This is a genomic window from Faecalicatena contorta (assembly GCF_022835095.1).
Classification (GTDB): Bacteria; Bacillota; Clostridia; order Lachnospirales; family Lachnospiraceae; genus Faecalicatena; species Faecalicatena contorta.
In genome coordinates this window covers 1,303,723-1,329,720 of sequence record NZ_BQNQ01000001.1, presented here as the reverse complement: position 1 = coordinate 1,329,720, position 25,998 = coordinate 1,303,723, and the positions used below count along the sequence as shown (strand labels likewise).

General features: G+C 49.0%; 18 protein-coding genes. 5 read left to right on the top strand and 13 right to left on the bottom strand.

Annotated elements, in window-relative coordinates; all coding sequences use genetic code 11:
- Nucleotides 1-199: 199 nt before the first annotated feature.
- Nucleotides 200-904 (top strand): GntR family transcriptional regulator, encoded by a 705-nt coding sequence (locus MWG26_RS05905; protein ID WP_025655132.1) that lies wholly within the window; start codon nucleotides 200-202, stop codon nucleotides 902-904.
- 67 nt (nucleotides 905-971) lie between these two features.
- Here the strand turns inward: MWG26_RS05905 and MWG26_RS05900 are convergent, their stop codons facing one another.
- From MWG26_RS05900 to MWG26_RS05875, 6 genes are all read right to left on the bottom strand, one after another.
- Entirely contained in the window at nucleotides 972-1,334 is a 363-nt protein-coding gene (locus tag MWG26_RS05900) for a DUF1667 domain-containing protein (RefSeq protein ID WP_025655131.1), read from the bottom strand.
- A 2-nt stretch (nucleotides 1,335-1,336) separates the two neighbouring features.
- Nucleotides 1,337-2,620, bottom strand: a complete 1,284-nt coding sequence (locus MWG26_RS05895) for an NAD(P)/FAD-dependent oxidoreductase (RefSeq protein ID WP_025655130.1) — start codon at nucleotides 2,618-2,620, stop codon at nucleotides 1,337-1,339.
- A gap of 109 nt (nucleotides 2,621-2,729) precedes the next feature.
- Complete coding sequence (locus MWG26_RS05890; protein ID WP_025655129.1) at nucleotides 2,730-4,166, bottom strand: NAD(P)/FAD-dependent oxidoreductase; 1,437 nt, start codon at nucleotides 4,164-4,166, stop codon at nucleotides 2,730-2,732.
- 669 nt (nucleotides 4,167-4,835) lie between these two features.
- Nucleotides 4,836-5,339, bottom strand: a complete 504-nt coding sequence (locus MWG26_RS05885) for an L-2-amino-thiazoline-4-carboxylic acid hydrolase (protein WP_025655128.1) — start codon at nucleotides 5,337-5,339, stop codon at nucleotides 4,836-4,838.
- A gap of 81 nt (nucleotides 5,340-5,420) precedes the next feature.
- On the bottom strand, nucleotides 5,421-6,917 hold the full coding sequence (gene glpK, locus MWG26_RS05880) for a glycerol kinase GlpK (RefSeq protein ID WP_117440753.1): 1,497 nt from the start codon (nucleotides 6,915-6,917) through the stop codon (nucleotides 5,421-5,423).
- Between the two features lie 70 nt (nucleotides 6,918-6,987).
- On the bottom strand, nucleotides 6,988-7,569 hold the full coding sequence (locus tag MWG26_RS05875; RefSeq protein WP_025655127.1) for a glycerol-3-phosphate responsive antiterminator: 582 nt from the start codon (nucleotides 7,567-7,569) through the stop codon (nucleotides 6,988-6,990).
- 509 nt (nucleotides 7,570-8,078) lie between these two features.
- On the opposite strand from MWG26_RS05875, the gene MWG26_RS05870 reads away from it, so the two are divergent.
- The 3 genes from MWG26_RS05870 (at nucleotide 8,079) to MWG26_RS05860 (ending at nucleotide 13,269) form a co-directional block, all read left to right on the top strand.
- A complete protein-coding gene (locus tag MWG26_RS05870) occupies nucleotides 8,079-9,860 on the top strand; it encodes an adenine deaminase (protein WP_025655126.1) in 1,782 nt (593 codons plus the stop codon).
- A 92-nt stretch (nucleotides 9,861-9,952) separates the two neighbouring features.
- On the top strand, nucleotides 9,953-11,686 hold the full coding sequence (ade, locus tag MWG26_RS05865; protein ID WP_025655125.1) for an adenine deaminase: 1,734 nt from the start codon (nucleotides 9,953-9,955) through the stop codon (nucleotides 11,684-11,686).
- A gap of 17 nt (nucleotides 11,687-11,703) precedes the next feature.
- Nucleotides 11,704-13,269 (top strand): hypothetical protein, encoded by a 1,566-nt coding sequence (locus MWG26_RS05860; RefSeq protein ID WP_025655124.1) that lies wholly within the window; start codon nucleotides 11,704-11,706, stop codon nucleotides 13,267-13,269.
- 539 nt (nucleotides 13,270-13,808) lie between these two features.
- Here the strand turns inward: MWG26_RS05860 and MWG26_RS05855 are convergent.
- Nucleotides 13,809-14,267 (bottom strand): DIP1984 family protein, encoded by a 459-nt coding sequence (locus MWG26_RS05855; RefSeq protein ID WP_025655123.1) that lies wholly within the window; start codon nucleotides 14,265-14,267, stop codon nucleotides 13,809-13,811.
- Between the two features lie 313 nt (nucleotides 14,268-14,580).
- Here MWG26_RS05855 and MWG26_RS05850 point away from each other — a divergent pair, with 313 nt between their 5' ends.
- Nucleotides 14,581-15,240, top strand: coding sequence for a Dph6-related ATP pyrophosphatase (locus tag MWG26_RS05850; protein WP_025655122.1), 660 nt, complete (start codon nucleotides 14,581-14,583; stop codon nucleotides 15,238-15,240).
- A 263-nt stretch (nucleotides 15,241-15,503) separates the two neighbouring features.
- Here the strand turns inward: MWG26_RS05850 and MWG26_RS05845 are convergent, their stop codons facing one another.
- From MWG26_RS05845 to MWG26_RS05820, 6 genes are all read right to left on the bottom strand, one after another.
- On the bottom strand, nucleotides 15,504-16,268 hold the full coding sequence (locus MWG26_RS05845; RefSeq protein WP_025655121.1) for an ECF transporter S component: 765 nt from the start codon (nucleotides 16,266-16,268) through the stop codon (nucleotides 15,504-15,506).
- On the bottom strand, nucleotides 16,247-17,983 hold the full coding sequence (locus MWG26_RS05840; protein ID WP_025655120.1) for an ABC transporter ATP-binding protein: 1,737 nt from the start codon (nucleotides 17,981-17,983) through the stop codon (nucleotides 16,247-16,249). The genes MWG26_RS05845 and MWG26_RS05840 overlap by 22 nt, the downstream gene beginning before the upstream one ends.
- Before the next feature lie 149 nt (nucleotides 17,984-18,132).
- The gene (locus tag MWG26_RS05835; RefSeq protein WP_025655119.1) at nucleotides 18,133-19,014 is read right to left on the bottom strand and encodes an energy-coupling factor transporter transmembrane component T; all 882 of its coding nucleotides are present in this window, start codon (nucleotides 19,012-19,014) and stop codon (nucleotides 18,133-18,135) included.
- Complete coding sequence (locus tag MWG26_RS05830; protein WP_025655118.1) at nucleotides 19,011-19,583, bottom strand: DUF4430 domain-containing protein; 573 nt, start codon at nucleotides 19,581-19,583, stop codon at nucleotides 19,011-19,013. Before MWG26_RS05830 ends, MWG26_RS05835 begins: the two co-directional genes overlap by 4 nt.
- A gap of 27 nt (nucleotides 19,584-19,610) precedes the next feature.
- Nucleotides 19,611-21,005: a hypothetical protein gene (locus MWG26_RS05825; protein ID WP_129879220.1), complete on the bottom strand. Its 1,395-nt coding sequence runs from the start codon at nucleotides 21,003-21,005 to the stop codon at nucleotides 19,611-19,613.
- A 32-nt stretch (nucleotides 21,006-21,037) separates the two neighbouring features.
- The gene (locus tag MWG26_RS05820) at nucleotides 21,038-25,978 is read right to left on the bottom strand and encodes a hypothetical protein (protein WP_117440754.1); all 4,941 of its coding nucleotides are present in this window, start codon (nucleotides 25,976-25,978) and stop codon (nucleotides 21,038-21,040) included.
- Nucleotides 25,979-25,998: the final 20 nt, after the last annotated feature.

The following is a 25,998-nucleotide window of genomic DNA, read 5'->3' as shown; positions in this document are numbered from 1 at the left end:
TCTTATGGGAGGAATGTAAAGTTGCCAACTGGGTTGCGTAAACTCTTCGTAAAGTTGTCTGAATATTATTGTAAGCATAAGATAGTGTTGCTATAATCGAGGGGAAAACAGGCAGAAGAGCATGGGGGTCAGACCCCTTTGCAAAGGGGTCTGACCCCCATGCTCTTCATTGTCAGAATATATGCGGAGGTGTACTCATATGAAGAAAAACTGGACATGGGAGTCCATTGTTGATGTTCTTATTCAGGAATTTCAGGAAAATATATACAAGAAGGGCGATAAGATGCCAAGCGAAAATAAAATGGCCGTTCGATTTGGCGTACCCCGCTCTGAGATCCGGAAGGCTTATGAACGGCTGAAGGAACTGGGTTATATCTATGCCATGCAGGGCTATGGCAGTTTTTTTTCCGGCAGGCGGGATAAGATTCTGCTTTCTATGGAGGACCGTAGTTTTTCCAGCAAGATGGCGGATCTCAATCTTTCCTTTGAGACCCGGAATATGGGATGCCAGAAACTGCGGGGTGATTCTCTGATTCACAGCATGCTGGGTGTGGAATTCGAAGAGCCTATTTATAAGATCACCCGCCTGCGTATTCTGGATGGGGAGCCTGCTGCCATACATATCAGCTATATGGCTGAGGATCTGTTCCCCTGCATTCAGGAGGACGGCGCCTCGATTACTTCGGTCTATGACTATATCCATAATTGCGGCTATTTCAATCTGCATACAGAGAACCGGCAGCTTACGGTCTCTTCTCTCAGCAAAAAGGAGCGCTCCCTTCTGCAGATAAAGGGGTACGCTCCCAGCCTTGTTCTCACCTGCCGCTGCGTCACTCTTCCCTCCAAAACCGTTGTTGAGGTGGCCAGAACCATTTACCGCAGCGATAAGTTTATATTTGTTTAAATTCCCACTAGTAGTCCATACTCTAAATTCCTGTGATAGTACCCGCTATCTGCGCCAGTAACGGTTTTTAGCAAATCACTTCCCTGGTAGCCACCACGTTTACTCTGGTTCCCGCAGCATTCTCCAGAACGATATCCCCTATATGCACAGGAGGTTTCATTTCTACACCCTTCAGCTGCCTTACGCACTCAAATATCTTATCTTTCGGAATATCCGCCTCCGTCTTTACAGAGACCGTCTTCTCACGGCTGTCTCTCATCCTGACCGTTGTGGTCACAATTCTGGTGGGATTCGTCACTTCCTTTCTGGCATAGCTTTCCCCGCGTGGACAAGTGTTTCCCGTCACGGACAGAACCTCATTTCCCTCTGTCTCCACCGTTAAGGCACATCCCATGGGACAGCCGATACAGATCAGTTCTTTTTTCTCCATTTCTATGCCTCCTCTATCCGAATTCTGATTGTTTCATCTCCATTGCAACACAGCAGACGGGACTTCTCCAGCCTGATCTCTTCCATCTCCCCCGGAGCCATTACAGGACGTTTTTTGTGAATGATTCTTTCTTCCCCGAGATAGACGCTGACATAACACTTGCGGTACACACTGCCAACCCGGAATCTTACTGTCAGCTTATCCCCCATATGATCCGGTCTTATAAATGAAGGGACAGTATATCGCACCCCGCCTGACGGCTGTATTAGAATCACTTTTTCATATCCTCCGCTGTTTTCGCTGGACTTATCCACATGCCTCTTCACATAATGTGCGGCATTCCGCCCTGCCATTTCCGCCTCCTCTGATACGAAATCTACCAGATCGTGGACATGCAGAACATTTCCACAGGCAAAGACTCCCGCCGCACTGGTCTCCAGACTTTCATTCACGACCGGCCCGGAGGTGGCGGAGTTTAGCTCCACTCCCATCTGCCCGGATAATTCATTTTCCGGAATCAGGCCAACCGACAGGAGAAGCGTATCGCACTCGTAGTCCTCCTCTGTTCCGGGAATGGGTCTTCCTTTTTCATCAACCGCCGCAAGCGTTATCCCTTCCACGCGCTCTTTTCCCTTAATATCTGTTACGGTGTGGCTCAGCTTCAGTGGTATGCCGTAGTCGTCCAGACACTGTACAATATTCCGCTTCAGCCCTCCGGAGTATGGCATCAGCTCCGCCACTGCTTTCACCTCTGCGCCTTCCAGCGTCATTCTTCTCGCCATAATCAGTCCAATGTCCCCGGATCCCAGTATCACAACCTTTCTGCCGGGCAGAACCCCCTCCATATTCACAAGCCGCTGCGCCGTCCCGGCCGAATAAATCCCCGCCGGACGGTAGCCCGGTATGTTCAGCGCACCTCTGGAACGCTCTCTGCATCCCATGGCCAGGACGATGGCCTCCGCCTGAATCTGATACATGCCTCTTTCCCGGTTCATGGCAGTAACCAGCTTCTCCCGGCTGATGTCCATGACCATTGTTTCCAGTCTGTATTCAATCCCCAGTTCCAAAACGCGCGCCTCAAAGCGCGCCGCATATTCCGGACCGGTCAGCTCCTCCTGAAAGGTATGCAGACCGAACCCATTATGGATGCACTGGTTCAGAATTCCCCCCAGCTCCTTATCCCGTTCCAGGATCAGAATGCTCTTTATTCCTGCATTTCTGGCTGAAACTGCCGCTGCCAGTCCTGCAGGCCCTCCTCCGATGATCACGATCTCATATTTCTCCATTTTTATATCCTCCCGCTGTCCGCAAACTTCCAGTTCATCTTCCCCTTGCTGCTGATCTGATGATCACATTTCATGCCTGCCTTGACTGTTACATGTGATGCCAATCCATCTACAGCACATCTTTATTCGTCCCCACAATCAGTCCGGAGTTTCCGCCGGCCTTTGTAATCGCTTCCATGGATACGCCCAGTTCCCTTGCCAGAATCTCCATCGTTCTCGGCGAACAGAATCCGGCCTGGCACCGCCCCATACCGGCTCTCGTCCTGCGCTTCACGCCGTCCAGTGAACGCGCCCCCAGCGGCCGGTGTATGGCATCCAATATCTCCCCTTCGGAAATCATTTCGCACCGGCAGATAATATGTCCATAGGCCGGCTGTTTCAGAATCAGTTTATTTCTATCTTCTATGGAGAGCAGCGCTGGATTCAGTATCCCCTTTCTCCTCCCCTGAAAATCAGGATTTCTCTGCAGGTGCATCTTATCCCGCAGAATATCCGCCACCATAAGCCCCACAGCCGGTGCACTGGTAAGGCCGGGAGATTCTATTCCCGCACAGTCGATAAATCCCGGGGCATCTGAAGCCTCCTCTATGATAAAGTCATTTCCGCCCTCATGGGCACGCAGCCCGGCAAAACTGGTGATCACCTTTTTGAGAGGCAGATCCCTTACATTCTGGCCGGCCTTCTCGTAAATCGCAGCAAGCCCTGACGCTGTAGTATTCGTTCCTTCTTTATCCTCAATATCTGCCGCCGTAGGCCCAACCAGCAGATTCCCATGCACAGTCGGCGTGACCAAAACTCCCTTTCCTAATTTCCCAGGCAGGGCAAATATTGTTCTGGAAACGTGATCTCCTGCCCCTTTATCCAGCAGGAAATATTCTCCTTTTCTCGGAATGATATGGAGCTTCCTGCTGCTCACCATATTATGGAAACGGTCCGCATACACACCCGCAGCATTTACCACATACCGTGCTTTGTAATCACCGGAATCTGTCTTGAGAAGGAAACCGCCTTCCAACTTCTCAATCGCATCAACTTCTGTATCGAACCGAAATTCCACGCCGTTAGCACAAGCATTTTCAGCCATTGCGATATTCAGTCCAAAAGGACAAACGATTCCGGCCGTAGGTGCATACAAGGCGGCCTCCACCTGTTCCGTTATATTGGGCTCCAGTGCAATCGCCTGTTCCCTGTTCAGAATCTCCAGGCCTTCCACACCGTTCTCTTCTCCCTGTGCCTGCAGCCTCAATAGAACCGGAAGCTCCTCCTGATTCCTGCATACAACCAGCGATCCCTTTCTCTGAAACGGAAAATCCAACTCTTCTGACAGCATCCCCATCATGCGGTTTCCCTCCACATTCAGCTTGGCCATTAGAGAACCTGGCCGTGCATCATATCCGGCATGAACGATCCCGCTGTTAGCTTTGGATGTCCCGCAGCATACATCCTCTGATTTTTCCAGAACGCATACCTTCACCTTATATCTGGACAGCTCCCTTGCTGCCGCCGCACCGGAAACACCGGCTCCAATTATAATCACATCATACATATTTCATCCCTCCTGGATGCAGAAAAGTATTTTGTCTTTAAAGACAAAAAAATAGAGCCCGCAAACAAACATATCGCTGATATGTTATCTGCCAGGCTCTGTTCTCATCGGCATAAGTTATTTATTTCTATATATATTATACGCCCCCCTCCCCCAAATTACAACCGGAAATTAGGGGGGATACTTTTGTTTTTTTGGAGGAGGGACGCTGAAAAACCGGGAAGCCTGGCCCATGGCGGGAGCATCTATGCCCGTTTAAAAGTCCGCTCCGTTTACGTAAGAGGCCCTAAAGGAAAAAACGCAGAAAATAGCGGGCCAGCGGCATGCAGCCCGAAATTTGATAATTTCGGGCCTTAGGCCGCTTCAGAATTTGACGTGAGACGTCAAATTCTGCCCACTATTTTCTGTGTTTTTTCCTTAAGGGCCTCTAACGAAAACTCTAGGATTTTTAAACGGGCATAGATGCTCCCGCCATGGGCCAGGCTTCCCGGTTTTTCAGCTGGTACTTCCGGCCGATAGGTAAAGCTTACCCTCTGGGTGGGGTTCCGTTACGGTGGCGGCGGATTAATTCGTTTGGTTGTACTGAGTTGGCCTAGAGCGGTTCCACCGTTTTAATTAATACTCTGCCATCGTTTCGGAGGCCCCATCCGCTGCCGAGACTTAAGCTCGTCAGCTAATATCCGGTTTATGGTAATATAATCTGCATACCTCATCTCCCTTGGCAATGCTCTTTAATAGCTTTAGTTTTCCCCCATATGCTTCTCCGATTCCCCGGTCTCCGCACATGGCTATATCGCACAGATTAGAGATTTCCTCATCGGAACATCCCGCCTTCTGCCACGCTTTTACCAGCGGGCAGTAATGGAAATCTATTGCCAATACTTCTGGCGTGCTTTTTCGGATTTTCATTTCAAATACCCACTGGGCTGGTTTTGTGAATAAGGTTTTCCTGAGTCCTGTGAAATCTTTTGTGCCGCCCTTTTTCACCAGTGCCGCTCCCTGGGTAAGCCCGCAGCGTTTGATTGCGGCGCTACCGAAATCTTTTTTGTCCAGGCCTCTTTTTTCTGCCTCATCACACAGCAGATAAAGCCAGGTTGCTCTGTGCTCCAGTTGTTCCCGGATGGCCGTTATTAATGCATTTTTGATCTTTGGTTCATTTTTAACCCTGCTCATGTCCTGCCTCACATTTCTATATGTCTTCACATATCCATATTTTTGCAAATGATCTGATGCTGCTGATTCACTGCGCTGTCTTTATTCTTCTTTTGCCCAGCCGTATGAGTACCGCACAGCCTTGTTCCAGCCCCGGAGCATCTTTTCCCGCGTATCAGCCTCAATATCCGGCTCAAATACCCGGTCGATGGCCCAGTTTGTAAGCACCTCATCCTTACTCTTCCAGTATCCCACAGCAATCCCGGCCAGATAAGCTGCTCCCATGGCGGTCGTCTCCACACACTGCGGACGTTTTACCGGGGCATTACTCAAATTAGCCTGTGTCTGCATAAGAAAATTATTTGCGCTGGCGCCGCCGTCTACCTTCAGTGCAGAAAGTTTTATCCCGGAATCAGCCTCCATAGCGCGCAGCACGTCATTTACCTGATATGCCAGAGACTCCAGAGTGGCGCGTATAATATGATACTTGTTTACACCGCGGGTCAGGCCCACGATGGTTCCCCTGGCGTACTGATCCCAGTGAGGCGCTCCAAGGCCGGTAAATGCGGGAACCACATAACACCCGTTTGTGTCCTCCACCTTCTGGGCCATATATTCGGACACCTGTGACGAATCAATCAACTGCATCTCATCCCGCAGCCACTGGATCGCCGCACCTGCTACAAAAATGGAGCCTTCCAGTGCATAATTGACTTTCCCGTCCATACCCCAGGCAATTGTGGTCACAAGCCCATTCTCGGAATAGACGGGCTTCTCCCCAGTATTCATCAATAAAAAACATCCAGTTCCATATGTATTCTTGGCCTCGCCTTTCTGAAAGCAAGTCTGCCCGAAAAGCGCTGCCTGCTGATCTCCTGCCGCCCCCGCAATCGGGATGGGCGCCCCGAAAAACCCGGCATCCGCCTCACCGTATATACAACTGGACGGCTTCGCCTCCGGAAGCATGGAGGCCGGTATTCCAAGCTCCGCCAGTATCTCGGCGTCCCACTGAAGCGTATTGATATTAAACAGCATGGTTCTGGAGGCATTGGAATAGTCCGTTACATGAACCGCCCCTTTTGTCAGCTTCCAGATCAACCATGTCTCAACTGTCCCAAATAAAAGCTCCCCTCGCCCGGCACGTTCCCGGGCCCCATCCACATTGTCCAGAATCCACTTTACCTTAGTCCCGGAGAAATAGGCGTCGATCACCAGCCCTGTTTTTTTCCTGAATTTATCTGTCAGCCCTTTTTCTTTCAGGCTGTCACAATACTCAGATGTCCGCCTGCACTGCCATACAATCGCCTGATAAACCGGTTCACCGGATTCCTTATCCCAGACGATCGTCGTCTCCCTCTGGTTAGTAATACCAATGGCTGCTATATCCGCAGCCGTTGCATTGATATTCGCCATTGCCTGCTGTGCCACCTCAAGCTGGCTGGACCAGATCTCCTCCGCATTGTGCTCTACCCAGCCCGGCTTCGGAAAATATTGTGTGAATTCTTTCTGTGCCACACTGCACATTTCCCCCTTTTCATTAAAAAGAATACACCGGTTGCTGGTTGTCCCCGAGTCCAGCGCCATCACATACCTTGCCATAGTAAAACCCTCCTTTTTATGATATCTGCATATGCTTTTCTTCCCATACATACCGCAATTCTTGAACGCGTTATAATTCCCATACGCTGCGGTTGGTTGACGATACCGCCACAGCCCCCGCCTCCAGGGCCCCCATCACATCCTCTTTATCCGCAATCAACCCGCCTGCAATGACCGGAATCCGGCTGCTTCTGCATATCTTCCGGATCACTTTGGGCATCACTCCCGGCATGACCTCGATAAAATCCGGTTTTTTGCCCCGCTGCCTGTCCAGATTCTCTATGCTCTTAATGGCCATGGAATCTATGACGAAATAGCGCAGCACAGCATACATAGACAATTCCTTAGCACGCTGGATCATCAGCGGTTTTGTGGACAGAATCCCGTCGGCGGAGGTACTGTTCTTTATATAATCAACTGCCGCCTCTTTGGCGCTCAGCCCGGTAATCAGGTCGATATGTACCAAAGCGGTCTTTCCGGCCTCTTTGATCCGCTTCACAATACCGGGTATAGAACAGATATCCCCGTAAAGTACAAAAATCACCTTCACTTCTTCCATGGTGCAGCATGTTTCCACACCTTCTTCATCCTTCACTGCCGCGATCACCGGATTTTCTTCGACGATCTCATAAAATTCCCGCATTTTATTCATTCCTTCCCTCTCCGCCGGAAATCCACATCCCACTTGAGCGCGTCTGAAAATTGCTTGTTGCAAGATGTTGTCCCAGTTTGCGGGGATATAAGTCCAACTTTTCATATTCTTTTACTTGTTATATTTTATCATGCGTTGTGCCTGCACACAAGCAAACGTCTACGTTTTTGTCACTAATCCAGAAAGAAAGGTGTTCCTGTTCATATCCTACGGGCGTGCTCAGTTTCAACTACTGTCCGTTCGTTGGTAATCCATTCAAAAAAATAGTTTTGCAAGCATTTTTTTTGCGCCCCGCTCCTGAATAAATATCAACACCGTCGGCAAAACTACTTCCTATCGGTTACAGGATATGATGGATAGACAAAACCGCCAGAAGCAGCACGCTGAAGCCCTGCTATCATATTTACATCTATCTGCTTTTTTTATTTTTTATACCCTGCTTCTTCTATCATACATGAGTGTACGCTTTACTCACCCATTTTAAAGTATCCATAAACGGGAGGATTTATATGGAAAGAACCATCGAAAATTTAAAAGAAATGATTCGTGCAGGAAGAGGGATCATTCCTGCAGATATTGCCATTAGAGGAGGCCTCCTGGTTAATGTCATGACAAGCGAAATCTATCCCGCAGATGTTGCTATCTACAAGGATATGATTACGGCCGTCGGGAATATCGAACACTATATGGGACCTGAGACAAAAGTCATCGATGCGACCGGAAAGTACCTGGTTCCCGGGCTGATTGACGGACATATCCACAGCGAATGCAGCAAACTCAGCATCACCAGCTTTGCAAAGGCCGTAGTACCCCGCGGCACAACAAGCATCATATCCGGGCTGGACGAGTACATTTCCGTATCCGGACTGGACGGACTGAAGGAAGTGCTGGCGGAAGTAAAGAAGAGTCCGCTCAAAGTATTCTGGGGTGCACCGTTCAAAACCCCCTATACAATCCCGGAATCTACGGTAGCCTTCAACTTTAAAAAGGAAGTTCATGCACAGGTGCAGCAGTGGCCGGAATGCTTCGGGGTATGGGAAACCGTGCGGGAATTTCTTCAGGAAGAAGACGAAGATACACTGGGCGCGATTGAACAGGCGTTTAAAAACCGCCTCCCTGTTTTCGGATGCGCACCGATGGCCAGGGGGGAGGAATTAAACGGTTATCTCTGCGGCGGCGTCCGTCTGGACCATGAAAGCTATGACCACGAAGAAGTTGTGGAGAAGATTCGGAAAGGTATGCATATGCTGATCCGTGAATCCTCTGTTACACATTTTCTGGCGGAAAATATCCGCGCGGTCACGGAAGTCAACCCTATGATGGCTCGCCGTGTCAGCTTCTGTACGGACGACGTAACCGCTACGGATGTGCTGGAGAAGGGACACCTGGACCATGTTGTCCGGCTGGCAATAGCCGCAGGCGTGGATCCTATGACGGCAATTCAGATGGGTACCATAAACAGCGCGGAAGCTTACCGCATCGATCATCTGGTCGGCTCCATCTCTCCCGGAAGAATTGCGGATATTCTGCTCGTAGATTCGCCGGAGGAATTCCATGTGGAGGCAGTCATTGCCAACGGCCGCCCCGCCGCGAGAGACGGCAGGCTTGCCTTTGAACTGAAAGCGCCGGAAAGAAGTTCTGTCCTCAAAAGTGTCTTGAAATGTAAGAAAACAACAAAAGCAGACTTTTCATACAAAACCTCCATCCAAAATGGTACAGCCGACGTACTGGCAATGGATGTCCAGGGGCCATTTGTACGCAAGAGAAGAGACGTTGTCTTAAAGGTAGAGAACGGGATTGTGCTTCCCGATCCCGAACAGGATGTGGCTCTCGTCTCCGTCCTGGAAAGGTTTGGACGAAACGGCAACCGTTCCCTCGCTTTTTGTTCCGGCTGGAACCTGAAAAAGGGAGCCATGGCTTCCTCCGCCGCACCGGATGACAATAACCTGATCGTGATGGGAGTCAGTGCAGAGGACATGTCGCTCGCCGTGAACTATCTGATCGAGCAGGGCGGCGGACAGGTCGTTGCCGCGGACGGCAAGATTCTGGAATTCCTGCCGCTGCCGGTAGGCGGTATTGCAAGCGATGAAGAACCGGAAACCATCGCAGCACAGGAAAAGCGTCTGAACAAGGCGGCGCAGGAGCTCGGCTCTACGCTGTCCGAACCACTGATGTATATGTTCTTCCTCCCGATCACCGCGATTCCGGATTACGCAATCACTGATGTGGGGCCTGTTGATTATACAAATCTGACTATTTTTGATCCGATTTTAAATCTGAGAGAACAATAGAACAGAATGTAACAGTTCAGGCTTGCCTAAACGGTTACAATAGAACAATTGTCCATAATGATTTCCAGCAAGGAGGAATATGCATGAATGAAATGAGCAAAGAGGCTCTGAAGGAACTGATCGACACAGCGGCCGGCAGAAACACCGCGGATATCGTCATCAAGAACTGCCGGATTGTTGACGTCTTAAACGGCAGTATCATTGAGGGCGATATTGCAGTGATCCGGGGATTGATTGCCGGAATCGGAAACTATGAGGGACGGGAAGAAATAGACGCAAAAGGAAAATATGCAGTCCCCGGCTTCATCGACAGCCATATTCACATCGAATCCGCCTATGTAAGCCCGGAAGAGATTGGACGCCTTCTGGTTCCCCACGGTGCCACTACCATAATCGCCGACCCACACGAAATCGTAAATGTATGCGGAATCCGAGGCCTGGATTACATGCTGCAGGCCGCCAAAGGCACTGCCCTGGATATCAAATATATGCTTCCCTCCTGCGTCCCGGCCACTCCCTTTGAACATGCAGGCGCCAATATAGATGCAGAGGCTATGAAAGGCCCGATTCAGGACGAAAGAATCCTGGGCCTCGGGGAGTACATGAACTTCCCCGGTCTGATTCATGGGTGTGAAAGCGATCTCGATAAAATTATGACCGCAAAAGAAATTGGAAAACTGATAGACGGCCACAGCCCCGGAGTCTCGGGCCGGGATCTGAATGCCTATGCCGCCGCTCTGATCCACACAGACCACGAATGTTCCACTGTGGAGGAGATGCTGGACCGCATTTCCCGGGGAATGTATGTACTCCTGAGGCAGGGTTCCGCATGCCACAACCTGAGGACTCTGCTTAAGGGTCTGACCCCTATGAACAACCGGCGCTGTCTGCTCTGCTCCGACGACCTCCAGCCCAAAACGATTCTGGAACAGGGGCATCTGGACAATCATCTATCCATCTGCGTGGAGGAGGGGATCGATGCAATTACCGCGATCCGAATGGCAAGCCTGAATGCAGCGGAATGTTTCCGTCTTTACGACCGCGGAGCCATCGCACCGGGCCTACGCGCGGACATCGTACTGCTCGATAATCTGAGAGACTTCTCCGTCTCCAAAGTCTGGATTGGGGGAACCCTTGCCGCTGCGGAAGGAAACTATCTGCTTCCGGTTGAAAAGCGGGATATCTCATCGGTTAAAGGAAGCTTTCATGTGAAAGATTTTTCAAAAAACAAACTGAAAATGCATCTGAAATCGAGACATGTTAACGTAATAGACATTCTACCAGGCGGCGTAGTAACCGGAAAAGGCACTGCCAACGTCGAACTGGATGAGACCGGTGACTTTGTCAGAGACCCCGATGTGGATCTTGTGAAAATAGCCGTGATTGAGCGCCACCAGGAGACCGGAAATGTTGCCGCCGCATTTCTGCGGGGCTACGGAATCAGGGAAGGCGCAGCCGCTTTATCTGTAGCCCATGATTCACATAATATCATTACCGTAGGCGTAACCGACGAGGATATGGAATTTGCCGTACAGGAGTTAATCCGCCAAAACGGCGGAATCGTTCTTGTAAAAGACGGGCATGTCACGGAATCTATGCCCATGCCCATCGGCGGCCTGATGAGCGACCAGAGCGGGGAGTGGGTAGATGATAAATTGACACGCATTCACCAGGCCGCCCATGAAGAGCTGGGAATCAGCAGAGATGTAGAACCTGTTATGACATTGTGCTTCATGTCACTGGCAGTCATCCCGGAAATAAAGCTGACCGATATGGGCTTATTCGACGTAACAAAGTTTGACTTTATTCCTGTGGAAGCAGAATAGATGGAGGTGGCGGGGTATTGAGAGAGAAGAAGGCGCTTGTTCCTTTATTCCAAAGAGGAGATATTGGGGGAATGGCTTATTCCATCACCAATAATATTGTAAACTATCTGATCGTAATCGCTACTTTATCCGGTGTCCTGGGCTGGCCGGACGAGATTGTATACGGAAGAGTCATCCCCGGAATGTCAATCGGCCTGATGCTCAGTGGCTTTTACTACGCCTTTATGGCATACAGGCTGTCTAAAAGGGAAATGCGTTCGGATGTGACCGCGCTGCCTTCCGGAGTCTCCACCCCTGCCATGTTTGTAATTCTCTACGGTGTAATCATGCCGCTTCACTACGCTCTGGAGGATCCGGAACTGGCATGGTCCGCAGCCATTGCAGCCTGCTTTCTGGGAGGTGCGGTCGAATTCTTCGGCGGTTTCATCGGCCCCTGGATGAAGAGAAAAATCCCGAGGGCTGCACTGCTCGGAACCGTCGCCGGTATCGGATTCATCTGGATGGCGACACAGGGAGTATTTGACGTATTCAGCGATCCGGTCATCGGCATGCCGATCCTGATTCTTGCCCTGATCGGCGTATTCGGCGGTTACCTGTTTCCCGGGAAGATTCCTCCGCTTGTGGTCGCAATCGTGGGCGGCATCGTCTATGCCTTCTGTCTGGGGCGGACCAGCCTTGATTTCAGCGGGATCGGCTTTTATTTTCCGAACCCGGTAAACAGCATCCAGCATCTGTTAAGCGGCTTTGCCATAGTCGCTCCTTATCTCACGATTATCATCCCGATTGAGATCTATAACTTTATCGAGACAATGGACAATGTAGAGGCTGCAAACGCCGCCGGGGACAACTATCATGTACGGGAAGCGCAGTTTGCAGACGGTGTCTGCACCATGATCTCTGCCATATTTGGAGGCGTCGTACCGAATACCGTGTGGCTTGGACATGCCGGACTGAAAAAAGCAAAGGCCGGCATCGGCTATTCCTTCATCTCCGGTCTGGTGCTGGGCCTTGCCGGACTGCTAGGGCTCTTCACCTTCCTGAGCAGCCTGGTACCGCCGGCCGTCTGTGCCGTCACTTATCTATGGTGCGCCATCGTTATGGTGTGCCAGGCCTTCAAGGACTGCAGCAAAAAACACTATGCTGCAGTCGGAATCGCCATGATCCCGCCGGTTGCAGACTACCTGTTCACGCAGATCACGGGAGCCGCAGGCCTTGCCAATGTCTGGACGGAAACACTTCCGTCAGGATACTCCGGATACACACCGGACGTCACCCAGTCCCTGCTTGATGCAGGCGTTATGTGGAACGGTGTCCCGGCGGTCAAACCCGGAGCCATCATTATCGGAATCCTGCTGGGAACCATGACCGCATTTATTATAGATAAAAAATTAAATCTGGCGGCGGTAACAGCGCTCGCAGGGGCAGCGCTCTCCTTCTTTGGCTTTATACACAGCGCGGCTCTGGGGTTCTATCCGAAATCACCTTTTATGATTGGGTATCTTTCCATGGCGGTACTGTGCTTCATACTGCATCTGGGACGGAGCAGCTGGTTTAAGGGGCCCGATGATTTCGATTATGTGTAGCGGGGGCGGGGGGCTGGTATGGGGGCCGCTGTGCGGAATTGGAATATGCCTCTCCTGGATGCGGAATCAGGGCATAAGTGCCGCTAATCAAAATCGGAGCCGGCATATTCCAATTCCCCACAGCTGGTCGCATCATGACGGGAGACACCTCCTTCTGCACGGGGGATCTTGGGCGGGGGTGGCGAATTGAGTCGTTTTGTGGAAAAGTTAGGTGCCATGACTTTTTTATTTGGATGGAATCGTTAACCGGCTCGGCCGGCTTTTTTATTGAATGGATTGTCTTGTATTTTCGCGCAATCTTTGCATCTTTCTAACTCGTCTACGTCCATCTTACATAATGATTGTATAAATTCCCCGTTCCCACCCTCACAGATGCAGCCAATGTCTGGTAATAACAATTATTGATCACGATACATTTGTGCGCGGTCGGAGCTTAACAATCCTTGAGGAATCGAACCTCACATCTGCTCTTCAATGTTCGCCAGATACGACTTGCGCTGTCGCCGCGTGACATTCACTCTGCTTCTGCTACCAAACAATCATTCCCCTATCAAATCCGTGTTCCAGTTGGTTTCCTGTAATTTATTATCCAATAGCCGTAATTCTTTAGACAGCCTGTCGATTTCTGTCTGCCAGCCACTCACAGAAATAGCAGATTTTATCTTGATTTCCGTGTTTCTTGCCCGATATGATGTCTGGCTTCCAGAATAAACAATATCTTTATATACACTAAGTTTCAGCAAAAGCGTATCTTTTTTTGCTATAAGTTCTGTTAGTGTTTCGCCATCAATTTTAGTTTCACAATTTGTCTGATTGATATGGGCGATTAAATATGTCAGACGCTCAAGTGAATTATCTAATTCCTGCTTTAGTTTTTCCGGGTCTTCTGCTGTTTGTTCTCCCTCTTGTACTAATACATTATTATTTAGACGTTTTTTTAATTGTTCGATATTCCGGTTTATATCGGCTCTCTCTTGTAATGCCTCTGCAAGTTTCATAGCATATTCCTCCTAGTCTGTATAATTTATTTTGATATTCCGTTTTGTTTCTTCCATCATAACACGATTCCAGGAACATGGAAACTTTGCTTTTAATAAAGAGAGGAATTGCATCTCCTTTTCTGCAATTGCTTAATTCATTAAAATTATATTTTCTTGCCGGTATCACGAGTGCCTGACTGTCTCTTTTATGTTATACTAAATCATATCTACCGTTTACAGGCTGTCCCATAGACGGCTATTCATATAGGAAATACACCGGCTTAATCGAGCCGCAGGCTGTTTCCTTTCACTATTATCCGGAGGAAAACAAATGAATGAGCTAAAAGGTAAAAAATTCGTTGCATCCTACAGCAGCGGAAAAGACAGCACCCTGTCCATCTACAAAGCAATACAGTCCGGCATGATTCCCATGGGTCTGATCATGACCTACAACACAGACCGTGAACGCAGCTGGTTCCACGGAATCAGCCCCCAAGTCATCCATAAACTTGAGACATCCATGAGCCTTCCTATCAACCTGATCAAAACAAGCGGGGAGGATTACGAAAAAAATTTCGAAAAAGAACTCCTGACTCAGAAATCAGCAGGAGCCGAGGTCTGTGTCTTCGGTGACATCGACCTGGAAGAACATCTGGCCTGGTGCAGCGCGCGCTGCCAGAACACCGGCCTCCAGCCATGCTTTCCGCTCTGGCAGAAAAGCCGCAGGCAGGCCGTCCTGGAATTCCTTGAGGCAGGCTTCACCCCCCACATCACCGTAGTAGACACCGAACGAATGTCCCCTGACTACCTGGGCCTGCCCCTGACCACTGACCTCATAGCCGCTATGGAAAAAGATAACATCGACGTCTGCGGGGAAAACGGAGAATACCACACCTTCGTAACAGGAGGTCCCCTCTTCAAGACGCCCCTGGACATTAAATTCTCCGCCCCTATCCCCCGCGGCAGATACCTGACCCTCGAAGTCGAATAAAACATCCCTCATTCCATAATATACACTAAAAGCAGGCTATATCTCCCGGCAAGCCAGCCCCATCAAGCCGACATTCACCGTGGAATTCATCAGAATTCCACGGTGAATGTCGGTGGTTCCATATAAGAGTCCGATTTTGATATTAGAGGGCGTTAGCAAATGGCCCGCAGCCAAAATGCCCGTATGTGTCCCGCCGTACCTTCCCCGGCAGACTTTCAGCAGGCGGCCCCTTTCCCAATGCCCTCCCATGAAAATATATACGTTTAAAAAATCCCATGTTTTATCTGAATCCGGTTCATCTTTTCCCCAATCGGTTTGATAGTCAGCATCAGGAATACTACATTAGATACACAGTACGTAATCGTGACCGGCACCGCAGTTGCAAGCGCCCCCAGATACCTGTACCAATTCCAGCCTCCCTCAAGGCTGAACACTGTCCAGATATCCATAAGCCCTGAATAAGCGATACCTGAGAATATCCCGTAAAAAATCAGCGGCATACGGTGACGAAGAAGTGCCCGCAGCCCTGGGAATCCTGCGATCATTCCGATGATTCCCCAGGAAAACATTTGGAAAGGTGTCCACGGCCCCTGCCCGAAAAAGATATTGGAAACAACTGCCGATAGCGAACCTACCAGAAATCCGGATTCAGGCCCCATATAGATTCCTGTCAATACCACGATAGCCGTCACGGGTTTGAAAAAAGGGATCGGTCCAAAAATAAATCGTCCCACCACAGAAATTGCCGTCATCACTGCCAGCAGCACCATCCGCCGGATGCTCCCTTCCCGCTTCTCATATGCGAGATAAAAGGCACCGCATGCGATCAGTACAATCATGGCGGATACCAGATTGTATTTCCGGTCTGCCATCAGCCGGATCCCCAAAACAATCAAAAGGATAACCCCTGCCGTCAGGCAAATCCAGACTGCCACTCTTTTTTTTGTGTAAGGGAGGGTATTTTCCAGCAGATTCTCGTCTGCGTGCACGATCGTGTTTTCATTTTTTATGCCGTCACTTTCCCGCATATGCGTTTCCCCTCCTTCTGTATCCGTCCGTTCTGTCTGCACAGCTCAATGACATCCTCACAGGTCACTGCGTTCTCGTATCTCTGTCTGGAGATCCGGTTTGCCGCCGTGGTATAATAATTATTATTGCAGAAAAACTCTTCCGGAGTGTCCACAGATGTAATCTCATGGTCGAAAAACAGTCCGCACCGATCTGATACTCCTGCCGCAAATTCTACATCATGCGTGACCATTAAAATGGAAATTCCCCTCTGCTTTAATCCCTTTAAAAGCTTCTGCAACTGCATTTTTGACCATGCATCAATCCCTTTTGTCGGCTCATCCAGAAGCAGGAACCGTGGCTGAAGGAGAAGCACTTTGCCGATCGCGGCCTTCTGCTGCTCACCGCCGCTTAAGTCATAAGGATGCCGGTCCAGCAGATGACTGATTCCCATGAGCTCTGCTGTTTCTTCAATCTTTTCCTTCATCTCGGCCTCGCTGTATCCCATTACATGACGGATTTCATCATAATCCTCCCGGACAGTCATCTTAATAAAAACGGTCTGCGGATTCTGTGGAAGAGAGGCCAGATTCTTCACATATAATTCCCTACCGCTATACTTATGTATTCTTTTTCCAAATACTTCAAGCTTTCCCCTGTATGGCTTATAGGTTCCTGAAATTACGCTTAACAGAGTCGTCTTACCGGACCCGTTGCCGCCCAGAATACTGACTATCTCCCCTTCGTAAACTGTCAGCTCTACGCCTTCCAGCACATCAGGCAGATCTTTCTCATATCGGAAGCACACATCCTTCATACGCATGGTAATCTGTTTTCCATGGGTACTGTCCGTTTCCCGGTGCAGCCTTTTTATTTCATTATCATAATATTCTTCCAGAAAGCTTCTGCCATCCCGTACGGTCAGAGGACATTCGGCATCCCGTGCATCCAGCCCGTGATATATCCGAAGGGCACTGGGCAGTCCCAGAAGCATTTTGTGGTCTGCGTTCAGGCATTTCAAGTCTCTCCCTGCTTCCCTTGGGGATTCCATCAGAAGCATTTTCCCTTTGTCCATAATAAAAGCCCTGTCTGCCACAGGGAAAACCTCCTCAAGGCGGTGCTCCGTCAGCAAAATCGTCAGGCCCAGATCTTTATTGATCTTCACCAGTGTATTGATGAAGTCTGAAGCCGCAATCGGATCCAGCTGGCTGGTAGGCTCATCCAGTATCAGAAGCTTAGGCTGCATCGCCATAATCGAAGCCAGGTTCAGCAGCTGCTTCTGCCCGCCGGACAGTTCCGTCGTCTTCTTCCGGTACCAGTCATCAATCCCAAAAAAGCAGGCCATCTCAGCCACCCTCCTGCGGATCACGGGCGTCGGCACACCCATATTCTCCAGGCCAAAGGCCAGCTCATGCCACACCTTATCTGTGACAGTCTGGTTCTCCGGATTCTGGAGAACATATCCGATATCACAAGCGGCCTCCCGCTCAGAGAGCTGCTTCTGCTCTACACCGCAGAACCAGATCTTTCCTGTAATATCCCCTGCAGGGGCCAGTTCCCTCTTCAAGAGCCGAAGCAGAGTCGTCTTCCCGCATCCCGACTCCCCGCAGACAACTATAAATTCCCCTTCCTGTATCTCGAATGAGACATCTTCCAGCGCCGGAGCCATCCTGCTGGTGTCCTTTGCCTGCTTTGGATAGGTAAAGGTTAGATTCTCTACTTTCAGTAATTCCATGTTACGATTCTCCTTTAGTTTCATTATCCCTGACATACAAAGCAGGGCCGTTTGTGCACTCTTTAAAATTTTAAAAACCTATTACTTTTACTAATTATAAAAAGTGTTTTCAATCTTTTTTCATAAGGCCGTCTTTGCACCCTGAAAAATCAGATTTTCGACCTCAGATATTTTCCGGTCAGTTTCCCTCTGGCCTCTATGATGCCCGGTATAAGATAAAAAGCAAAAATAATCAGATACCTTACGATATCCAGCGGCCCCCGCTGCAGCTGCGCCACATAGGGATAATAATAGAAAGCAAAGCCCCCCGCCGCAAAGCTGGCCAGGATTAAAACCGTGAAGCAGCCTATACTTCCAAGAAGAATTCCGTCTCTCCTTTTAAAACGGAACAAAGAAAAATTTGTCCGCCCATGAAGACCGTAGCCCCTGGCTTTCATCGCATCTGCCGTGTCAATAGAGTTCTCCATGGACCAGGACACTAGACTGTCAAACACGCGTATCCCGCCTTTTATCCTGTCAGGTACACTGTCCGTAGCATAAAGCCCCATCGTCTTCTGGGACTGGTTGATCTTTCGGATCTGATATTTAAACAGGGGAATAAAACGAAACGCCATAGAAAGAATCAGCCCCAGCTTAGGAATCACCTTTCCAAACAGATAAAGGAATTTATCCGTGGTCAGAACGGCACTGTAGCACCTGCACCACAGCAGGACGCTTACAATCATCAGCGATGCCGCTCCTCCATAGATAAAAGCCTCCAGCGTCACTGGATTATCATTCATGAAAAATAAAATTGTCTCTCCATTATGGACAAATATTGGATTGGTCACTGCCATTGGCACAAACAGGCAGAGCGAAAATAACAGTTCCTTAAGCGTTTTCCGAAGGCCGTTTAAGGCCCCGAAGAACAGGAATCCGCCGGCCAGTGACGCAAAAATGACCACCGGATGCCTGCTTACCATAGAAAAACAAACTACCAGAATATAATATATAAACAGCACTGCCGGATGAAAGCTTTCAAATCCATTCATGACTTATCCTTCTCTTTCTGCATATCTGCACCATTGTATTCGTTCCCTACATCTCTGCCCAGGTCACAGGTATAGATCCACTCGATTTTATCATGATTTTTCATCTCGTAGGTACTGCATCCTTTTCCCGGATAATCTCCGTTTACCCTGAACATCCATCCGGACAACTTTCCGCAGGAAAACTCGTAGAGATAATTGATCCCCTTAATATACGCGCTGCCGTATGCATTGTTCTCAATCCCCTGATACTCCATCTGAATCTTGTTGTAACGGCAGACCCGGTTCAGAATATCAAATGCCGTGTCCCCCGGCCGGAGGACATAAGTAGTTTCCGGCAGGATGACACCGTCAGAAGGCACATACTTCTCATCACGCAGCTGTGGGTCCAGCTTGTCCCAGTTATCCAGGACCGTGTCACAGCGGATACTGATGGTCACCGTTTCCGAGTCCTTTTTGATGTCCTCCATATGGGTCAGATAATACTCGTCAACAGACTGGATTTTCGTGCCGGAAGCCAGAATTGCCACCAGCAGTATCACAACACCAATCATTATAATATTCTTTTTCAAATCTTTCCCTCATTTCTCCCGCCGTTTCTACCAGTCATCATCGTCGTCATCTGTACTTATACTGTTGTCAGAATCAGGATCAGATAACATTTTTTTCTTTTTGCGGTTATTGAGCATCATAATTATAAAAATCATTACGATCAGCACAATCACTGCAGCGATACCTGCAGTGATAAGAGCTGTACGGTTTTTCGTATCTTCCAGCGCCTCTTCGCCGCTTTTTTCCTGGTCTGCTTTCAGCTCAGGCAGAGAGTTGCCTGCTTTCTCTATCTCCTCTGCAGAAACCGTCGGGGCATCCGACAGATCGAAGGTGTTACATTTTCCTTCCTTCAGGCGGCAGACAGCTTCCAGACCGTACATGGCCTGATAGCCGGCCATATTATTTCCTTCGGTTTCCTCTTTCTCTGCATCCAAACTGTGAACGATACTGCCGTCTTCCAACTGGAATTGTCTCAATCCGTCCAGCAAAGTATTGCCATTCTTTATAAACTGTTCGTCAGTATCAGGATCACGCCCCCATGAAGCCAGGGCCATCAAAGCCCAGCTGGTGCTTTCAGATGTCCGCTGCTCATAAGTGACCATACTGCCGTCTTCATGCTGCATACCGGAAATACAGGTAAATGCTGCTTCTGCCGCTTTATCCACGGTTTCTGTGACTGTCTGGCCGGTTGTTTCACTTGTAAATGTATACTGTACTTCTGAACCTGCATAAGGCGCCAGTGCGGTCAATGCCATGGAAGTCAGATCCACATCCGATGCATCTGTCTTAATCAAACCGAATCCTCCGTCTTCCAGCTGTCTGGATAAAATGGAGGTTACAAGCTTCTCTCTTGTCCATTCTGCATCCTGGGGCTCTTCCCATGCTTTGCTGTCAACAGCCATCAGCGCCCAGATGTAACCGTTGATTCCCTGCTTTCCCGGGTCTCCCCATATACTGTTCCAGATGCCGTCATCTAACAGATTAATGGAATTCCCCTCCGGATCTTTACCGAATGCTTCGGGATTTCCGCCGCACGCTTTAATAGTAATAATCATCCGGTATATATCTGACAAACGATACTTTTTTCCATTGCCTTCCGTATCCTGATATAATTTTTCCACCACGTCCTGCAGCCTGCTCAAATATGCAGCCTGGTTATCTTCTACACCCATTCTGCTGATATTAAAGGCAATCCAGTCACTGCCGCCCTCTCCTGCACCATCCAGCAGATCTCCGGCTAAAATCTGATTTTCACCGCCATTCGCATATTTCCAGTTTAAAATCATATCCTGCATCCCACGCAATTCTGCCACTGAGTTCTCAGCCGCGTAAGCGGTTACTGTCCTCGGATAGGCGGCGGTAACCGCTGCTGCCAGGAGCAAAAATACCGCCAGTACTTTATGCAGCACCCTTTTTTCTATATTTCTATACATTCTATTCATCTTTAGAACACTCCCTCTTTTTTCAAAAGCCATTAAAAATGAACTCTCTTTTCCTTTCGCTTGTGTGCTGACTTGCGAAGAGCAACAGCAAACGTTCCTGTCGTTACCATACATACAGCCAGGATGATTCCAAGAACCAGCAGGAAACGCTTCCGTGCCGCTGTCTTTTTTTGTTCTGCTGCAAGATTCGCTGTCTCTTCTGTATTTGTTCCGTCCAGTTCATCCTCCAGCCAGGAGGGAAGCCCTCCATCCTGGTCATCGTTATCATCTACTCCCACACCGGCCTCTGCTGTCTCTTCTTTGTTCTCTTTATCTTCTTCCCCGCCGGATGTTTCTCCGTTCTCCGTCCCTGAGCCGCCATCCCCGTTGTTCTTATTGGCCTCTTGCAGCGTTTTGTCATTCGTTGGAATTTCCTCCGGTGTGTCATTATTATCTACCTCAGGAGTTTCCAATGCTGCAAATGCTGCCTCGGCATTCTCCAGTACAGACAGGTTGGTGATTCTTCTCTGCTCATCCGGTGTCAGGTTATTGTAGGCACTGCGTGCAGCCTCCAATTGGGGACCGCTTGTCTGGCTTACCGTTCCGATCTGGTCGATCATTTTTATTACCTGCTGGATAGCTGACAGCGATTCGTAGAGAATTGTCGCTGCTTCCAGCATGTCGTAATTGTGTACAAGCTCCTGCTGAGCCCCGGACAGCCCATTATAGGCGCTGATTGCAGCCATAATAACATTACGGCTTTCCAGTGTCACATCTCCTATTGCTTCTATCATTTCAATTACATTCTGTGCCACTGTAAGGTTCTGGTAGGTTGCTATTGCATTTTGAAGAACCGGATAATCATTCACAAGGGCCTTCTGGTCATCTGTCAATTCGTCATATGCCCTCTGAGCCTCTGCTATCACATCCCATTTGTCCATGGTAATGTCCCCGATTGCCGCGATCATCCCCGCAACAACAGATGCACACAGCTTATTGTATGCCGCTTCTGCCTCGGTCAGTTTTCCAGGATAGCTGACAAGTACTTTCTGGTTTTCTGTTAGTGCATCGAATGCATTTCGGGCCGCATCAATGGCCTCTTTGCTGTCCGCGGTTACTTCACCAATTGCTTCAATAAGTTCGTCAACTATAGCAGCCATCTCCTTATCCATTTCTGTGGCCTCATACTCTTCTTCCAGCTTTTCCCATTCAGCTTCCGCATCCAGCAGTACCTGGACGTTTGTTACCAGTTCTTTCTGCCTGTCTGTTAACTTGTCGTAAGCACTTCTTGCAGTCTGAATTGACGTTTTCACATAAGGTATATATATTACCTCACCAATCTCTCCGATATAAGTCTCAACCTCCTCTGCGGCTTTCCGATTCTCATTATACTCATGCTCCCACGCTGTTTCTTCATAGTCGATATTTGCCTTCGCTTCATTCAAATGACGGGTGACCTCTTCCAGGTCAAGCGACATTAAAATATACTTTCTCGCTTCTTCAATATACTTCAGAATCTTTGTTTTTTCCTCATCACGGTACTCACTGAGATCTACGTAGTGTTCAATTTCATAGATGGCATTATCTTTAGCTGCCTGCAGCTCCCGATCATTGGACTCGGCCTTTGTTTCAACCTCGTCAATCATATTCCTTGCCTGGGTTAATGCCGCGTTAATTGTCTCAATATCCTCTGCTTCCTGAATCTGTGCCGTTCCTTCCTCAATCAGCTGCTGAATAATACTCCAGTTTTCCCCACTGTAATCTTCTGCTTTTTTATAGTTCTGAAGTGCTGAAACCGCTCCTGTCCTAAAATCATCCACCGTTATCTGCCAGCTCAGGATCGGATAGCCGTTCTGATATTCCAGGTAATCCCGGATAAAGCAGCTGCCGCCCCCGTTCAGGGCATTTAGCGCATCGTCACTGTGCAACGCGTCCGACTCCAGAAATCTTCCTGACGCTGAGAAATCTTCTGACCCGCCAACCAGGTCAATCTTCTGAGAGTCACTACGTTTCAGTGCATATAACACCTCATAATCACCCGGATTGAAATCTCCAAATATTGCCCCTGCTTTTAAGCCCGATTCATTCAGATTAACAGAACCGGAAGTGTAGCACCATTTGATACTGGATCCTGTAAAAGCACCGCCAACCAGGCCGCCTGAATTATACTTAGCAGAAATTTCTCCGCAATTATAACTTGAATAGATTTCGGATCCTCTACCGCCGACTGCCCCCGCCAAACCGCCTGCTGTATGGCTTGACTGTACAGTTCCTGCATTATAACTGGTCTGTAATCTGACAGAAGGTCCAATTTGTCCAATCAGGCCGCCTGCCGCATAGCTGATCCCGCCTTTTCCCGCAGGACCTATGACCACAGATCCGGTGTTTGAACAGTTTGATACAGCCACATTGGCCGCATAACCTACAATACCACCGGATCCGCCTCCTAAGGCCTTTATCTGATCCTGTCTGATGCTGACGCTGCTATGGCAGTTTATCATCTGGCTCTGGTTAGCTGAATCGGCTCCATACACATAGGCTGCAACCCCTCCTGCATAATCCACTTTGCCATCTGCCTGAATTGTACCCGAAACCGAAAGGTTCTGAATCACCTGGTTTTTGCCGCGCAGCTGACCGAACAGTCCCGAATAAATATCTGCCCGTTCAATAAAAAGCCCCCTGATCTGGTATCCCTTACCGTCAAAGCTTCCTGTATATGCTTTTGTATTGCCAATCGGTTTCCAGTTTTTAAAACCGAGACTGATGTCATTACACAGTTCGCCGCTGATCCCCTCTGCATCTTGCACGGTGTTTACCTGATTTGCAAACCAAGCCAGCTCACTTCCACTCGTAATCTGATAAATCCCCCGTTCACTCACTGCCGGCTCAGTCAGGGTCTTACCATCCCATGCACCTGCCTCAGGAATCTGGTCGATCACCGCATCAATACTATTTTGCCCTTCTGCCAGGCCGCTTGTAACTTCCGCAGCCGTTTTCGCCTGTGTAATCACTTCCAAGGCTTTCTCACGTGCTAAACGAATCTTAAACATCCAGAGACTGTCGTAACTTTCATCTGCACGGTAATCCGTCATTTGCTGGATAGCATCTGCCCGTAATTCTTCCAGCCTCTTATCTGCCTCAAAACCTGCAATTCTTGCATCCAGCGTATCTCGTCCGTCCCTGAGCAGCAGGCGCACCTCCTCTGGTGTCTCAGCCGCATTCATTTTTTTACGGTAATCGCTCACTACAGAATCCAGATTCTGCTTCTGCCCTTCTGTCAGATCAGGATGCTTATCAATGAGCCTGCTCCGATAATTCTCCAGCGCTATTATGCTGTTATCAATCGCTTCCATTAATTCATTATCCGCATCGATTCCCGGTTTCACTTCTTTCAGCTTTCCGCGTGCCTCCTCCATGACCGTATCCAACTCTTCCTGGTTTATAACTGCTCCCAATTTGTCCTTATAATCTTTGACTAATTTTTCAATCCGAGGATAATTTTTTCCATATTTTTTCCGGTTTGCCGCTGTCAGCCAGCCATTCAGCTCCATCAGGGAATCATCGATTGCAGACAGCAGCGCAGACGGAAGACCCTGCCATACCAACTTCGGATAACCATTGTTCTGGATATCATAGGTATCGGCCATAGTGAAGCCATTGCCTAGTTTTTCAATCATTCCCGCGCTCTTCAATTCTGCTTCCGTTAACATAAGCGCCTCACCCAGAATCTGAATGCCCCTGTCACTTGTTGCCCCAACCGGATTCAGACCTTTATCCGGAGTAGCAAGTCCATAAACGGTGCCATAAGCACCGCTGATCAGATAGCCGATAATCCCCCCCCGCCTGCTATTCATGTTATTACTAAATTGCACAGTGGAGTAGGCGTTTTCAATTACAGGCCTCGGCGGAAGTTTCTCCTGTGTCCAGTTGTCATAGCCCGCTTCTCCTACAATACCGCCCATCTGAGCACCTGTTCCGGTTCCGTATGTAGCCATATCGCCCAAGCTGTAAACATTACGTACGGCACATTCTTTTTCCGTTCCATCTGTGTACAGACCTGTCGTGGATACACGTCCGGCAATTCCGCCGGCAGTCGAATTGGCTTTTATTGTCCCGTAGTTACAGCTTGCATTGATCTCTGAACCGCCTTTAACTGCTCCGGCAATACCCCCGACGCAAATGTATCCCTGTACAGTAGCACTATTCATACAATTCGTCACCTGGGCATTTGCTCCGTAAACCAGACCGGCAATTCCGCCCACATGATTCTGGGCAAAACCAATGATTGTAGACAGCTTTCCTTCATTGGTACAGCGCATCACTATCCCTTTACAGATTCCAACAATACCGCCTGAATTCCGGTACATAGCTTCTCCGTCCATCGTTGTCCGCGCATAATTTGTACAATTCGTAATCTGCCCGCTCTTCAGATATCCTGCGATACCGCCGCTGCCGACATATAGCTCATCGCTTCCCCCTATCAGTCCGTAATTCCCATAATTCTGCAGTACTTTTCCCAGAACTGTCACATTTTTGACATTTCCTCCGTCAATAACTCCAAAAAGCCCCGCATAACGGTGTTCGGGATCCTTTTGGGTGATTTCGGCCCGCATATAGACGACTTTCTGACCATTTCCGTCAAAGTTTCCCTTGTAGGGATTCTCTTCTGTATCTCCAATCATCGTCCAATTATGGTTCGTATTATAGTTGTTCAAGTAAATATAGTTTTCCAGTCTTCCGTTTATCTCGCCATTCCCGCGGTTTACTTCTGCTGCAAACCAGGCCAGCTCCGCCCCCGTGCGGATCAGATACGTTCCGTATTCATCCAGATCCGGAACCGTCATCGTTTTCCCGTCCCATGGATTCTCAACGGATGCGGCCTGAACCTCCGAAAGAAACGGGGAAATCGGCGTGACAGACATCGTAAATATCAGGATCAATGCCAGTATCCGTGCCAGAACCCTTTTTTGTGATTTTTTGTTTTTTTCCCTCATTTCTTCCTCCTTGCAGCTTC

Bases quoted from the DNA above. Each gene is read 5' to 3' on its own strand.
- MWG26_RS05905 (WP_025655132.1), top strand. From the start codon at position 200: ATGAAGAAAAACTGGACATGGGAGTCCATTGTTGATGTTCTTATTCAG.
- MWG26_RS05900 (WP_025655131.1), bottom strand. From the start codon at position 1,334: ATGGAGAAAAAAGAACTGATCTGTATCGGCTGTCCCATGGGATGTGCC.
- MWG26_RS05895 (WP_025655130.1), bottom strand. From the start codon at position 2,620: ATGGAGAAATATGAGATCGTGATCATCGGAGGAGGGCCTGCAGGACTG.
- MWG26_RS05890 (WP_025655129.1), bottom strand. From the start codon at position 4,166: ATGTATGATGTGATTATAATTGGAGCCGGTGTTTCCGGTGCGGCGGCA.
- MWG26_RS05885 (WP_025655128.1), bottom strand. From the start codon at position 5,339: ATGAGCAGGGTTAAAAATGAACCAAAGATCAAAAATGCATTAATAACG.
- glpK (WP_117440753.1), bottom strand. From the start codon at position 6,917: ATGGCAAGGTATGTGATGGCGCTGGACTCGGGGACAACCAGCAACCGG.
- MWG26_RS05875 (WP_025655127.1), bottom strand. From the start codon at position 7,569: ATGAATAAAATGCGGGAATTTTATGAGATCGTCGAAGAAAATCCGGTG.
- MWG26_RS05870 (WP_025655126.1), top strand. From the start codon at position 8,079: ATGGAAAGAACCATCGAAAATTTAAAAGAAATGATTCGTGCAGGAAGA.
- ade (WP_025655125.1), top strand. From the start codon at position 9,953: ATGAGCAAAGAGGCTCTGAAGGAACTGATCGACACAGCGGCCGGCAGA.
- MWG26_RS05855 (WP_025655123.1), bottom strand. From the start codon at position 14,267: ATGAAACTTGCAGAGGCATTACAAGAGAGAGCCGATATAAACCGGAAT.
- MWG26_RS05850 (WP_025655122.1), top strand. From the start codon at position 14,581: ATGAATGAGCTAAAAGGTAAAAAATTCGTTGCATCCTACAGCAGCGGA.
- MWG26_RS05845 (WP_025655121.1), bottom strand. From the start codon at position 16,268: ATGCGGGAAAGTGACGGCATAAAAAATGAAAACACGATCGTGCACGCA.
- MWG26_RS05840 (WP_025655120.1), bottom strand. From the start codon at position 17,983: ATGGAATTACTGAAAGTAGAGAATCTAACCTTTACCTATCCAAAGCAG.
- MWG26_RS05835 (WP_025655119.1), bottom strand. From the start codon at position 19,014: ATGAATGGATTTGAAAGCTTTCATCCGGCAGTGCTGTTTATATATTAT.
- MWG26_RS05825 (WP_129879220.1), bottom strand. From the start codon at position 21,005: ATGAATAGAATGTATAGAAATATAGAAAAAAGGGTGCTGCATAAAGTA.
- MWG26_RS05820 (WP_117440754.1), bottom strand. From the start codon at position 25,978: ATGAGGGAAAAAAACAAAAAATCACAAAAAAGGGTTCTGGCACGGATA.